The sequence below is a fragment of the Paraburkholderia kururiensis genome, from assembly GCF_034424375.1.
In the GTDB taxonomy this organism is placed as follows: Bacteria; Pseudomonadota; Gammaproteobacteria; order Burkholderiales; family Burkholderiaceae; genus Paraburkholderia; species Paraburkholderia kururiensis_A.
Genome location: NZ_CP139965.1, coordinates 4,037,693 through 4,051,173, shown reverse-complemented (window position 1 = coordinate 4,051,173; position 13,481 = coordinate 4,037,693). Strand labels below are relative to the sequence as shown.

The 13,481-nt window shown below is 59.4% G+C and carries 9 protein-coding genes; 2 read left to right on the top strand and 7 right to left on the bottom strand.

The annotated features are described in order from the left end of the window. Positions 1–3 precede the first annotated feature (3 nt). The 7 genes from U0042_RS18180 to U0042_RS18150 form a co-directional block, all read right to left on the bottom strand. On the bottom strand, positions 4–1,080 hold the full coding sequence (locus tag U0042_RS18180) for an Imm72 family immunity protein (RefSeq protein ID WP_232833660.1): 1,077 nt from the start codon (positions 1,078–1,080) through the stop codon (positions 4–6). Next, positions 1,077–2,239 (bottom strand): IS3 family transposase gene (locus U0042_RS18175; RefSeq protein ID WP_327204982.1). Its coding sequence is split into 2 segments (ribosomal slippage): positions 1,077–1,984 and positions 1,984–2,239, totalling 1,164 coding nucleotides; the frame shifts between segments, so codons are not numbered across the junction. The genes U0042_RS18180 and U0042_RS18175 overlap by 4 nt, the downstream gene beginning before the upstream one ends. A gap of 328 nt (positions 2,240–2,567) precedes the next feature. After that, positions 2,568–3,536: a DUF6708 domain-containing protein gene (locus U0042_RS18170; protein WP_114814967.1), complete on the bottom strand. Its 969-nt coding sequence runs from the start codon at positions 3,534–3,536 to the stop codon at positions 2,568–2,570. A gap of 72 nt (positions 3,537–3,608) precedes the next feature. Next, positions 3,609–4,568: a DUF6708 domain-containing protein gene (locus U0042_RS18165; protein ID WP_114814968.1), complete on the bottom strand. Its 960-nt coding sequence runs from the start codon at positions 4,566–4,568 to the stop codon at positions 3,609–3,611. 3 nt (positions 4,569–4,571) lie between these two features. Next, complete coding sequence (locus U0042_RS18160; RefSeq protein WP_114814969.1) at positions 4,572–7,151, bottom strand: T6SS effector BTH_I2691 family protein; 2,580 nt, start codon at positions 7,149–7,151, stop codon at positions 4,572–4,574. A 33-nt stretch (positions 7,152–7,184) separates the two neighbouring features. Further along, the gene (locus U0042_RS18155; protein WP_198665427.1) at positions 7,185–7,997 is read right to left on the bottom strand and encodes a DUF4123 domain-containing protein; all 813 of its coding nucleotides are present in this window, start codon (positions 7,995–7,997) and stop codon (positions 7,185–7,187) included. Positions 7,998–8,020: 23 nt separating this feature from the next. Further along, on the bottom strand, positions 8,021–10,552 hold the full coding sequence (locus U0042_RS18150) for a type VI secretion system Vgr family protein (protein WP_114814971.1): 2,532 nt from the start codon (positions 10,550–10,552) through the stop codon (positions 8,021–8,023). Between the two features lie 300 nt (positions 10,553–10,852). Here U0042_RS18150 and U0042_RS18145 point away from each other — a divergent pair, with 300 nt between their 5' ends. Beyond that, the gene (locus U0042_RS18145; protein ID WP_114814972.1) at positions 10,853–11,311 is read left to right on the top strand and encodes a hypothetical protein; all 459 of its coding nucleotides are present in this window, start codon (positions 10,853–10,855) and stop codon (positions 11,309–11,311) included. Positions 11,312–11,401: 90 nt separating this feature from the next. After that, positions 11,402–13,441, top strand: a complete 2,040-nt coding sequence (locus U0042_RS18140; RefSeq protein ID WP_114814973.1) for a VTT domain-containing protein — start codon at positions 11,402–11,404, stop codon at positions 13,439–13,441. The last annotated feature ends 40 nt before the right edge of the window (positions 13,442–13,481 follow it).

Below are 13,481 nucleotides of genomic sequence, written 5' to 3'. Positions count from 1 at the left end.
AATCTACTCCTGACCGCTTGCTGCAGTACGTGACGCAGCAACGGCTTTGCTGTTCGCCACCTTGGTTTGTATTTCATCGCTAGCAAGCCGGCGCGTGCCAGGCGGTACGCCCGCATCATCACGCTGCAGTCGAAGATCGACACCCGCTGCGAGCAAGCGCCATCTTGCCCAATGAACACGACGTTCTCCCGACCCGGGACAGGGGAGAAGGACGTCTGGCATTATCTGCCCCTTAAGGACCCGGATTGGCGCTACGCCAAGTCCGATGGCCTCCCAGGTGCCCGATATGGGACATATCTCGCCGGTTTGCACTTCCGTACCGGCGGGCAGATCGGTAGAGATCGTTGATTCGACTGCCTGCGGCTCGAGAAAGTACTCTGGCTCGTCTGGAATGACGCCGTTGTTGTACCGCGTGTCTTCCCAAAGCAGACGCCAATGCGTGCTTGTGGGCGAGGCACTGAATGTTTGTGGGTCGAATGGGCCATCGAGGGACGGTGCCCTTGTTCCCTGGACGAGATAGTTGAAACAGCCGTTGTTCTCGAATGTCTTGTCGCCCACAGGGACGATTCCCAGAAGCTTGGTTTGGGTCGACGTAACCGGCTCCCATATGCCATCGAAAGGAACGGTCTGGCCAGATCTGATGACAACGTCAGGCGGATCTGGCGGTTCGGGAAGCGACGCCGGGAACACCGGATATTCGAGTTCGTAGAATTGATGCCTGTAATTCTCCGGGGCAAGAAGAAATGCGGCTGATTGACGGTTCGCCACATCGCCGCTCGAGTCGACGACCTCGCAGGGTGCGTAGTCTCCATGGAACTCCGACATGTGCATCAACCGGGCCAGGGCGCTTACTTTGGGCGGGTACGCTTTTATCTGCGCGCCCCGCTCCCAGTACTCCGGATCGGTGTAGAAGTATTGGCAGAGGTGACTGTAACGATCCATCGCGGCGTCAAAGGGCTCACCGCTTCGCCAGACATGACGATGCCCTTGTGCCAGTTCCCTCAACCCTTTGTCGTACAAGCCAAGAATCTCATAAATGATCGGCAGGTTATCCGCCGGAACACGGTCTGTAGTGGTCAACTGATTCCGGACACTGCGTTAAGTTTTTCTTCCGCGACAGCCGGCGCCAGTCCGTCGTTGAACTGATGCGGCCGTATCCAGTTGTACCGATGCATCAGGTAGTGACTGATATCCCGGTGTGCTTCCTGCGCCGACATGTAACCCACTGACGGCAGCCATTCCGTCTTGAAGCTGCGGAACAGCCGCTCCATCGGGGAATTGTCCCAGCAATTTCCACGACGGCTCATGCTCTGCTTTACCCGGTAGCGCCACAGACGCTGACGGAACTTCCGGCTTGCGTATTGGCCGCCCTGGTCCGAGTGAAACAACAACCCTTGCGGTCGGCCTCGTTGCTCGTAGGCCATCTCCAACGCCCGCACGACCAAATCGGCGTCCGGGCGTGTCGAGAAAGCCCAACCGACAACTCGCCGCGTGAACAGGTCGAGCACGACCGCCAGATAATGCCAACGGCCTTGTGCCCAGACATACGTGATGTCGCCGCACCAGACCTGATTCGGCGCACCAACCTCAAACTGACGGTTGAGATGGTTCGGAATATCGATCCGCTCAACCGTCGCCTGTTTGTACGCATGACTGCCGGGTTGCTTGCAAATCAACCCCAGCTCTTCCATCAAGCGGCTGACCTTGAAGCGGCCAATCGCCGTACCTTCCTCGCGCATCATGCCCATGATGCTGCGACTGCCGGCTGAGCTTCGACTCTCGATGAACAGCTCGTGTACCCGGCTACGCAGTGCCATTCGCTCGGCATCAACACGTCGGGCTCGCCCTCGGTGGGCATACAGGCAGGACCGCGACACGTCGAATACCGCGCAGATCAGCTCGACCGATTCGCTTGCGCCAATCTGATCAATTACTTCGTACGTTCGATGCCTTCCGACATCAAGAGCGCGGTAGCCTTTTTTAAAATGGCCTTCTCACGCTCGAGGCGTTCGATACGCGCCTCGAGTTCCTGAATACGCTGTTGATCCGGCGTGATTGCCTTGCCCTTCGGCGTGACGCCCTGGCGTTCCATCTGAAGTTGCTGCACCCAGCGGCGCAGCACCGTCTCGCCGACGCCGACCGAACGGCTCGCCTCTGAAAAGTTATAGCCCTGGTCAAGCACCAGGCTGGCTGCTTGCTGTTTGAACTCGGGGGAAAACGAACGACGTTGCTTCGGCATCAGACACCTCTCCATGGCGAGCATTCTCGCCTAAATCAGTGTCCGGGTTCATTAGGCCACTACAGTACATCTTGCGCAGTCGCGCGTTCTCCGTTAATTCTACTTCTGATCCCGCTTACTGAACGGGAGGATCACCCTTCCTTTTCGGTTATAGGGCGCTTTAGGTGTATCCATGTGAGGTAGTCGTATGCCATGCATGGCGTCCTTCAACACAGCCTGTCACTCACCGCGACCACGGTCCCTCGGTTAGGATCTGGCGCTGCGAACTGCGCGAACTCCTGCCGCTAAAAGACAACCGCTCCCACCCGCGGCTTCGGCTGACAACTTATCAGGTTTGAGCTAGCGACTGCGGGGCGGTATTCCCGCATGCGGTTTCGACGTCGGCCGGCCACACCGGCTCGCGGCTCGTTCGCATCCCGATGTAGTGGAGCACGACAGTAAGGTAGACAAAAGGCCGGAGCACCCAGACCAATGTCGTGGCCAGCACGCTACGCTCTTTAAGCAGCGCCTCATCGTCGCGTGTCCATATGCGGCGGCTGTTGGCAAAGGACGGCCCCTTCGGAACCCATTCGGGCGTGGGGGCCGCTGAGGGACCGCCTTCCATGTAACGGCGGATATATTCGAACTGGTCATTCAGTCCGCGCACGATTGAGCGACCGTTCTCGGTCGATTCATCGTCGATCGTGGTCACCCGCGAGCCTATCGAGAAAGATTGTGTGATGCACCCGTGCTCGTCGAGCACATGGCAGCGGAGATTAAACACGAGCGCACGCGAAATGGGGTCCTTCGAGCGGGGTTCGATAAAGAAGAAAGCCTTGTCCCACGGCACCGAAATAACACCCTTCGCCCCCGCACCCCTGAACGCGTGGACCATACGTGTTTTCCGGTTAAACCGGACGGGGAAGCGCGTCCACGTGAAGTTCTCCTGATGCATGCCCCAGAGTGCGATGAAGATAATGCCAAAGCCGACTACCGAAAAGCCTGCCATGCATATCAATGCCACCATGCGCTCCGCACCGACGACATTCGCCGGAGGGTTCGTTATGGCCCAGAGTGTGAGCACCACAAGCATCAAGCCCATGGCGAAAATGAAAATGCAGCCATACGTAAGCAGTCCTCGTTGCGCGAAGGAGGCGTTAGTGGTTTCCAGATAGACGTCGTTCATTTCGAACACCGAGAAGTCGTCCAGCGCTGTGCTGCTTGCAGCTAGCTCCACTTTGAGTTGCCGGGCCTGTTCTTCATCGGTGAGCCGACGGTTCAGTTTCACCCAGGCGGTACCGTCCCAAGCCATGGTCATGCTCCCAAGCTGGTGTCGTCATTTGCGCCGCGTCCGTCCATGAAGGTACATCGGCCCGTCTCCTGTTTGCCTTCAAACCTTCACGGTTTCAGGGCCAGCAAATGCGCATTCGCGCTCGATGTCCTCCGGCCACACAGGCTCACGGCAGCTAAGCTGACCGATGTAGTGCAGCAACCCCGTCAAGGCAGCAAAGGGGCTAAAAGCCAGCACAAGCATTGCAAGTGGATTGCCACTCCGAAGCAGGCGCTTGTCGGAGCGCATCCAGATCTTCATCGAGTTGGACAGCGAAACCTCGGTCGGTATGTACTCAGGCGAAGGGACGTCGTACGGGCCGTTCTCCATATAACGTCGGATGTACTCGAATTCGGCAGACAGGATGTCGGCAATTTCTGCGCCTTGAGTGGTTGAGTCATCGCGAAACGATGCAACGCTCTTGCCCACGGAAAAGGACTGTACGACGTATTGCCTTTCGTCCAGCACGTGGCATCGGATGTTGTAGGAGTTCGTGCGCGAGACGACTTCCTTTCCGCGAGGCTCCACGAAAAAGAATGCCTTGTCCCAAGGAACCGAGATAACGCCTTTGGCGCCAGCGCCTCGGAACGCATGAACCATGCGAGTACGTCGATTGAAGCGAACAGGCAAGCGGGTCCACGTGAACCACTCTGTGTGCAATCCCCATAGAACGGCGCCGAGCAAAAGAACTACGCACAGGCCAATAACCCCTAATCCGATGAGACCTGCGGCCATCTCTCCGTTTTTCCGGATCGCATCTGGTACGTTCAACATCATGTGCGTGATGGTAGCTATGCCGAACAGGCACAGTGGGACTGCGAATATACCGCCGTAAGTCAGCATGCCCCGTTCATGGTATTGGGCGTTCGAAGTTTCCAGGAAAACGTCATTCCTCTCAAAGACTGAAAAATTGTCGTTTGGTGTAGCGGAAGCGGCGACACCAACCTTTAACTGGCGCGACTTCTCGTCATCCGTCAGGGGGCGACTGAGTTTGATCCGAATGATGCCGTCCCATGCCATGGCTTATGCTCCGAGACCGGAATAGGCCTTCTGCTCTTCGTCAAATGACAGGAAGCGGCCGGCTTTCTTGTTCGTTCCAAAATAGCTGCGGCCCAAGAACTCCTTGAGTTCGCGCTCCTTGAAGATCATGATCAGAACCCCCACGGCCAGGAGCAGCAATGTCAGTGGCAGAATTATCGCACTCGAACTTGCCGCCAAGACCAATATGCCCAATGCTAAACCCCCGGCGAACGAAATCGTGTAGAGCAGTGCCAGCCCGGCGTGTCCCGACTCCCAGGATTCTTTCGCATTTTTCAAATCATAGAATGCACCTACGAACGCCGCAGGTGCTGCGAGCCATCGAGCGGCAAACTTCAATCCACTTGCGACGTCCTCGGACAGTACTGGTGGAAGCTTTATGTGAATATGATGCGCAGCTTCAAGACTGCTTCCCGAGACCGAGGAAACCCCTCCGATCAAGGCGCCTATTGAACCATAGAATTTCAGCTTGGTTTCTTCGCTGTTAAAGTGAGTTGATTTTTCAAGTTCCTTTGATGCATAGTGGAAATTGATAAGAGCGAACACAGTACCTATTCCCGCGGACGCCACTTCGCCGCCAGTCAGTTTGCGAAAGGCCGGGACGAACGTCTTTTCGATTGATTCATCCGTCAACATAATCTTGTTTGCCGACGAAGCAATGTAGGCGGCTTTGTCCTTATTTAAGGCTCCCGGCATTTCAAAGGAACTGAGTTTGTCTTTGTCGACGATGATGAATTGGGGTACCGTTGTAACTTGACCTTCAGGCGTCTTTGTCGTGAACTGCTTTCGGATTGACGCTTTCAGAGAACTAAGTGAAGGCCTGCTCGTTGCGGGTGTCATTTCCCACATCTGCCTCGCGAAGTAGTTGATCCATTGCGACTGCGACCCCTGTACCGGCCGAACGATGACTTGCTTGCCACTCCGTGCGCACATGACCAGTACAGCCGTTTTCGCCGCGGCGGAATCCAGACTTGTCGCTATGATTTTTGCGATTGGAGCTCCTGTTTCATAAATAAGAGAAGCACCCTGCCTATAGAAGGCTGGCAAGGTCGCGATGCCCTTGCTTTCGAGTGCTTCGGCAGATTTAAAAAACGATTCCACCGTCTTTGCTGCTGTTTCACGCAATTCCGGGTATGGGTAATTGCCGGCTTCGGCAATGCGCTCTTCGTTAACCTTTTGATTAAGAATGAGCGCACGGAGAAGGAGATTTGTGGGGTCTTCAATTCGACCTTGTGCCCATTGATTCAACTGGTCAAAAGCCTCGCGCCGAGCAGAAGCGCCCTCTATACACGCCAGGAACGCACTTTCATAGAAAAATCCGCTCACCGGGTCTTGCGTATCGTAATCGTACTGAAACACGTGATGTAAGTTTGCGGAGGAGAGCCAACTGAGGTGGTCAAACGAAAGCGGCGTCCAGGTGTTGTGCTGCTCATTCTGGAAATCCTGCTTCGCTTTGGCCTTGTATTCTTCCGCCGCCGTAACGCTGACGGCGGTCGAGTAATCTTCCCAGGCGTTTTCTCTCACCTTTGGGGCCTCGGCCGCGGTTCTCGCCCGCAGGTCGGAAATGTCTTTATCCAGATGCTTGCCGCCATCGAAAAGCGAGCTGAGCGCCTGGGCTTGCATCATCTGGCCCTCCAGCATTTGTTCCGCAACCTGGTCGTCTTTGACTGCGCCATCCTCGATCGCTTCCTTGACGCCCTTAACCATGTCGGCGGACCAGCTTCCCCATTGGTATTTTGCCAATACAACACCAAATGCAAACCTGTTCTCCACATTCAATTCCTGCGTGATCCCAATCGGATCCCACAGTGCAAACACGGCGCCTTTGTGCGGAGCAAGGTGATCCATCGCGGCGTTGAGTGCGGCTCCTTCCGCGCTTCGGTCGCGGAACGGAAACGGGGATGTCAGGAAGGACTGAGTTGCTCCCCCCTTGTACTCGGAAACCAGCTGCTGCACATTCGATGCCGACGCAGCATGCGGCGCGTTGCCAGGGTTTGCATACCAGGCTGAAGCATTGAATGCCTGCATGCGTTTCGTACGACAGCCGTCTTTATCTGCTGCATAAGCGTCGCGTACTGCTTTCGTCCACTGGACCTCGCTGAATGCCATGAACACAGTGCCGATCTTGTCGGCGTTCTCGATGGTGATGCACTGCGCCAGTTCGGGGTGGCCCGTTTGTGTACACGAGAACGGTTTCTCAGTGGAGCGGTCGAGCATTACGTCGAGCGCGCATTCGTAGCAGTTTCCTTCCTTCGTTACGGCGTAACACTTCCACGCGGACGTCTTCGGATAGAAGACATACACATAACCGTATCGCAGGGACCGCAACGTGTATTTAGCCTTGCGCGACGCAACGTCCAGCACATGCGCACCGAAGCTGCCATTTACCAGCGGTATGCCGTCGATTCCGTGGGCCCGTGTGGCCGCTACCGCGGAATACCGCACGGGAAGAATGGGTAGTCCCTTCTTCTGGCACATCTTGCACTGGGTCGCCGGTGCGCCCGCGGATATCGCAGCCTTCGTAATCTGGCTGATACTTTGAAAACCGGTGTCGTCCAGCAGCATATAAGTCCTTCCTGAAAGACGGGTTGCGCTTGTCTAATCGAGCGGGTACTGCGCGCTTTCCTGTTTGATGCGTTGCCAGTCCTCGTCGCTCCATTGATCGATCGCCTCCGCGTAGGACGTTTCTTGCGACCGAGAAAGAACGGCCTGCACCTTTGGATGCCGGTCGAAGTTTGGCGCGACGAGTACGCCATGCAAGGCGAACGGAATCTGGTCTTCCACCGTAAGGCCATACCGTTCCGCCTTGTGCAGTTGTCTGTCAAGAAGGCGGGGCAGATCTTGAGGAATACCTATGCCTGCGGCGCGAAGTGGTTCAAGGGCACCTCTGACGAGCGCGATACGAGCAATCTGTCGATACTGTTCGCTAGTAACGGTGAGCTTTTCGTGCCCGACAACGTCGAAACGCGCCTCCTGCCATGAACCCGTCTCGTCCGGATAGCTCCAGCGCGTCACGGGGCCCATCAACGCTGCCATTTGTGACGATTCCAATATCCAGCGAAGATGGCTGTAGACACGAGGGTCGTAGTAGCGGAACACGCCGCTGCCGCCGCCCGGCTTGTCGAGCAACAAAGACGACGCAAGATGCTCGCGAACTTCATCCGTCGCGGCTTCGGTTTCGAAGATGCAGCAAACAACCGGCGGACGGCCGTCGTACCAATGGCCGATGGCAAGTTGCTGGACATGGGCAAGCTGACGCTCCACGTGCTCAAGGCGATAAAGAACTGGAGCCACGCCTTCAAGATCGGGGCGCTCGGTCGGCACGAGTTCGCCTATCTCGTAGGCATTTGGCGCGGGACGCATATCCAGGTCGCCGTTGCTCGGTTCTACAACCATATAGGTGGCGGTCATAGCTATCTCGTTCTGCTCGAAAGCTATTCCACCAAGGCAGCACCACTCTGCGCTGCCGAGGCAAATTGCGAGGCGCATGCGCCGGACGTCGGCGCGCTGTTTGATACGTTTTCTCCTTGCGGTCCCGCAAATGAGTGGCTTGCGCCTTTGAAGTCGAGTTTGCCTGGCGCATGCACCTGGACATCGCCGTTTGCTATGCGGATGACCGCGCCGCCCGCCGACAAGGTGATTTCCTTCTGGGCGCTAACGGTGACGGCGTCCGATGTGGAGATCACCTTCAAGGTCTTGTCAGCAGTGAGTTCCAGGTTGTCCGACAGAGCCATAACTTGCACCTTGCCCTTGCCGGCAAAGAGTTTCATGCCAGCGCCTTGGGCGAAGAGACTTATCTTCTGGCCGACACTCGTAATGAAAGACTTCGTGGCTGCGATGTACGTGCTGGAGCCACTGACGAGGTTGATATGGTCGGTCGCGGCTGCGTGTACCGACTTCATCGTGGTCAGACCAATGCCATTGGGGCTCCCCAACACCATGACGGGCTCGGAAAAGCCGTTAGCGGGGCTTGCATTACCGCCTGCCGCTCCACTACCGGCCTGGCTACTCTGAGTCGCGTTCGCAAATGCTTCGAGTTCACTATGCCCTTCCGTCAGGGCTTCCGCCTGTACGGCCGACGCCGAGTCGGACCGCGTTTGCATGACGTTTGCAGAATCGGAGAGATGGCTGTTTGCCTCCTTCACATCAAGAGGCTGGCTAGACGTGCCGCCGCGCGAGAAGGTAGACAGATAAAGTCCCTGTGCGGCGCGGACGGCCCCGTAGGCCTCGGTCTTCAAATCAAACCCCGTCCCCAGGTACGCCCCCCGGTTATTGTCCTGCTGGTCGATGAGATAACCGAGGTGCAGAAACGACGACGCCGTGGAACTGAACAGCTGTGCGCGGTTTTGCCCCGTCGTGTCGTCGAAGACGAGCTGGTTGAATCCCTGGCCCTTGTACTCCTTCGACTTGTAGCCCGACATCACGCCCTGCGTGTGCCACTGCGGGGTCTGCGCGCCGTTGAACACTGCGCCGGTCACGAGCGGCCGGTCGCAGTCCCCATCCAGAAACGTGACGACGACCTCCTGGCCGACCCGCGGCACGTACACGCCGCCGAAGTTGCTGCCCGCGTGCGAACTCATCACGCGCATCCAGCACGAGGCGTTCTGGTCTCCCGCATTGAGCCGGTCCCAATGCATGCGGACCTTGATGCGGTTCAGGCTGTCGGTATAGACCTCCTCGTTCGACGGTCCCACGACGGTGGCCGTCTGCATGTGCATCTGCGGCTTGCTGTGCTCGAACGGGCTGCGAAAGGGCACGGAGCGACGCTGCGCTTCCACTTCCGCCAGATAGAAGCCTTCGCTGCCGTCCAGGTTCTTGATGACGAACGCGGGGTCGGCGCCTTCGTGGGCGTCTCTTACCTCGGCCAACTGGCTGTGCAGGCTGTGGGGGAACGGTCGGCTGTTGCCGATGGGCAGGTTGTTCTCGATGTACCAGGTGACTGCGATGGCAGCGAATTCACGGTCCTGACTCGCATCGCGTTCGTGCTCGGGATGGCCCTGGAGCTGGAACAGTTTGCCGGCGTCGATGCGCCGGACGCTGCCGACGCCATGAAAGCGCTTCGCGCGCGACTCCCATTCTTCGAGCCTCAGCTTGGTGAGGTGGTCGCCGCGCTCGCTCTCGAGGTACGCGTACGCCCCGGTGTACTCGTAGACTTCGTTCTGATCGGGGAGCGCACCCTGATCGCCAACCGTTGGAAACGATTTCGCCTTGTGTGCGAGAGGCGACTTGTAATCAAACGTCGCCGTCGCATACGCCGCGCTTTGCAACGTCCGTGTGCCCGACCACTGCACGAATGCATCCGTTTCGCTGTTCACGCCGGACCGGTAAAACTGCACCTGCTCCGGCTCCACGGGCTTGCACATATAAAGGTCGTCGGTGACCACCAGCGTGTGCGACTTGCCGTCCGCCGCCTGTTCGAAGAAGCCGAACAGGCCCTCGGACTCCATCAGCCGATGCGCGAAATTCCAGTCGTCCTCGTATTGCACGCAGAACGAGCGGTTCGGTGTGGGGTTTCGCAACGCAAACCGGTACGCGCCGCGCGCCTGCGGGTGGTTGTCGAATACGGCTTCCAGAATGGATTCCACCGTCATTTCCTGAAAGATGCGTGCGTCCTTGCGGAACTTCAGGAAATGCAGCCAGGACGAGAACGCGAGCTGATAGCTGGTCAGCCTGCCGTCCGAGCCCAGTCGCCGCACGGTATGCACATAGCCGTGATGCGGCAGATACGACCGGTCGGATTGCTGAATCCACAGCGTGACCGGTTGCGCAATCAGGCTTTTCAACTCGACCGAATCTTTCAACGACACAACGTCGACGGTGAATTCGAAATTGCGACCCATGCGTGAGTGCCCGACGGCGCGCTGAGGCAATAGCACGTCGGGGCCGAGCGGCGAATCGAGTTTGAGTAACCGGTCTTGCTGGCTAATGCCCGCATTGATTATCGAAATGAGGTCTTGTGCACCCATAGTCGCTGCCCCGCCTGGTTTTTTACTTCTGGTTTGCGATGCGAATAGTAAATGGAAAGAAAGCGTCACACAATGCGGGAATGTAATCGGTATTTATTTCGCTTTACCGATATGTGTCAGGAAATAATTACGTTATCTCGAGCTTTGTTTTGGTCACGCAAAGGCATGATATTGGGGGAAAGACGACGCGATTGTTAAACAATGCAATCCCTGCGAATTTCATTCGTTTAGTGCTTAACATCTCGCCGTGGCGATAAGAGCGGCCACTCCTATCGAAAGAAACGCGGGGCTAAATCCAAGATGAATAAGCGGGGTAAATCCGGCAAAGCGTCGACGCGCGCCATGTTGTTGCCGCCCACAGCAGATTCGGTGCGCGAGCTCTCGCTGCGCTACCACCTGGCGTTGGCCGCGCTGCGTTCGGGTGAGGGAAACGGGTATCTGCTCAGCGAGTTGATTCGCGTGCTGTACGTTGCCTGGTATCTGCACGAGGACGGGTATGGTCGACCGGCCGCCGGGCTTTTCGCCGACGCCGAAGAGGCGCTCGACCGGAGCGCGTCCCGGGCCACACGCGACGATGCCTGGTATCTCGAGCCACGAGAGTGCGCCGCCGTGGAGAAACTGCTCGCCCTGCACGACGAGCAACTTCAGCAGGCGTCCATCAAGGCGATGCTGGCGGTCCAGAAGCGGCTTGCCCACTTTGCCCGCAGCGATAAGCGTGCGCCCTGGCAGAAGGGCGGGCGGGCCGCGGCATCGGCGTGACGGCCATCCTGTGACGAGTCCGGCGCGTCGCGCGTCGAGGCACCCGCGTCCAGCCATGAGGGCCGCTGATCTCGGGCATCATGACGGCCCATGGAACACCTCTTCCTCCACCTTTGGGCTCACCTTGCCAGTCATCCCGGCTGGACGCTCACCATCGTCTTTCTGGCCGCGTTTCTCGAGGCGGTCGCCGTGGTCGGCACCTTTGTACCCGGCAGCACGGTGATCTTCCTCGCGGGCGCGCTCGCCGGCGCGGGTTCGCTCAACCTGGCTGCGGTGCTGGCGTGTGCGGTGGTAGGAGCAGTCGCAGGCGACGGCCTCAGCTACTGGCTCGGCGCCCGCTTTCGCGAACAGATGCCGATGGTGTGGCCGTTTCGCCGTCATCCTCAACTGCTCGAGAAGGGTCAGGACTTTCTCTCGCGGCACGGGGCGAAGAGCATTCTGCTGGCGCGCTTCGTTGGGCCGATCCGCGCGGTCGTGCCGGTGGTTGCTGGCATGCTCGGCATGTCCGCAGGCCGCTTCTACCTGCTGAACGTCGTTTCCGCGCTGCTTTGGGCGCCCGCGCACATCGTGCCCGGCGCGGTGTTCGGGGCGTCGGTGCAGCTTGCGGGCGCTGTGTCGTTTCGGCTCGTGGTCGTCATCGTCTTGCTGGTGGGCATCAGCTGGCTTGGGTATCGCCTCGCGCGTTTGCTTTTTTTGCACGCGGGGAGTCTCGTGGACGAAGCAGGCGAATCGCTCACGCGTTGGGCGAGCCGGCATCCGGGCCGCGCCGGTCGCCTCGCGCGCCGGATACTCGACCCCGCCGAACCCGGTGCGCGCATCACTGTGGCGATGTCGGCGGTGGTCCTCGGCGCGGGGGGGGTGTTTCTCGCCGTGATGCAGGACGTGCTGCAAGGCGACCCACTCGTTCATGTCGATGGGGCGGTCTACCGTTTCCTGGCATCGGTGCGCACGCCGTGGAGCGATGCGGCCTTCGCCGGGATCGCGATGCTCGGTAGCGTCGTGACGCTCGGCGCGTTGGTCGCGGTCGTTGCCTTGCTGCTCGCCTGGGAGACGCGCTGGCGCGCGCTCGGGTACTGGCTCGCCGCGGCGGCGTTTTCGCAGGCGGTCATTCTCGTGGTGCGGCTCGCCATTCACCGCGCGGCGCCCGCCGCGGCCGGGGCGCAGGCGTACGCGTTTCCGAGCGATCACGTCGCGGCGTCCGTCATCGTCTATGGCTTTCTCGCGTTCCTGTTTGCGCGCCGGGCGCGCGGCGCAACGCGGGCCGTCGCCGTGACGGCGAGCATCGTCATCGTCGTGTTGATTGCGTTGGCGGGCTTGTACCTGGGCCGGTTCTGGTTCTCGGACGCCATTGCGGGCGCAGCGCTCGCTTGCGCCTGGCTCGTGGCGCTGGCGCTCGAATTGACCTGGCGAAACCCCATGCCGCCGAAACTGCCGCCGCTCTATCCGGTGGCGGTGTTCGGCGCGATGGCCGGCGCCGTTGGGCTGCAATTCGCGGCGGGCGGCGGAAGTCCGGGCAAGCCCGCGCTGCCCGCAACGGAGGGCCTCGCCCGGCCGACCATCGTCATTTCGCAGCGGACGTGGACGGACACCGCGTGGCGCCGGTTGCCTTGCTGGCGTACCGACCTGGAAGGCGACCGGAAGGAGCCGTTGTCGTTGCAGTGGTCCGCGAGCGCCGCCGGGATCGAGACCGCGCTGCGCGCTCAGGGCTGGTTGCCGGGCGTGCAGTTGTCGGCGCGCACGATTTTCTCGCTCGTGGCGCCCAACGTATCGGCCATGGCGCTTCCGGTTTTGCCCAAGCTCGACAACGGCGCGCCTTCGCCACTCGTGTTCGCGCGCGCGGGCGACGTGTCGGCGGAGCGCTTTGTGCTGCGGCTCTGGCCTGCGGGATATGCCGTCGCCGATCCGAAGAGCGGCGCGCCCGTGCCGCTTTGGACCGGCATGGTGGTGCGCGAGCGGCTGCTTCGCCCGGCGTGGCCGGTCAACGTGTTGCGCGTGGAACGGCACGGCGCGACCGTGGACGCGAACAGTGCCCCGGCAGGCACGCCCGCTGCAGCGCCGGATGTTGCGGTGATCGGCCGCCGTTCATGCGATGGCGTTACGGTGACGCTCCTCGCCTCTGTCTCCAGATAGATAGTGCGTCAGTACGTTTGACCTTCCTGCGGTGGGAAGC

Bases quoted from the DNA above. Each gene is read 5' to 3' on its own strand.
- U0042_RS18150 (WP_114814971.1), bottom strand. From the start codon at position 10,552: ATGGGTGCACAAGACCTCATTTCGATAATCAATGCGGGCATTAGCCAG.
- U0042_RS18160 (WP_114814969.1), bottom strand. From the start codon at position 7,151: ATGCTGCTGGACGACACCGGTTTTCAAAGTATCAGCCAGATTACGAAG.
- U0042_RS18140 (WP_114814973.1), top strand. From the start codon at position 11,402: ATGGAACACCTCTTCCTCCACCTTTGGGCTCACCTTGCCAGTCATCCC.
- U0042_RS18170 (WP_114814967.1), bottom strand. From the start codon at position 3,536: ATGACCATGGCTTGGGACGGTACCGCCTGGGTGAAACTGAACCGTCGG.
- U0042_RS18145 (WP_114814972.1), top strand. From the start codon at position 10,853: ATGAATAAGCGGGGTAAATCCGGCAAAGCGTCGACGCGCGCCATGTTG.
- U0042_RS18165 (WP_114814968.1), bottom strand. From the start codon at position 4,568: ATGGCATGGGACGGCATCATTCGGATCAAACTCAGTCGCCCCCTGACG.
- U0042_RS18155 (WP_198665427.1), bottom strand. From the start codon at position 7,997: ATGACCGCCACCTATATGGTTGTAGAACCGAGCAACGGCGACCTGGAT.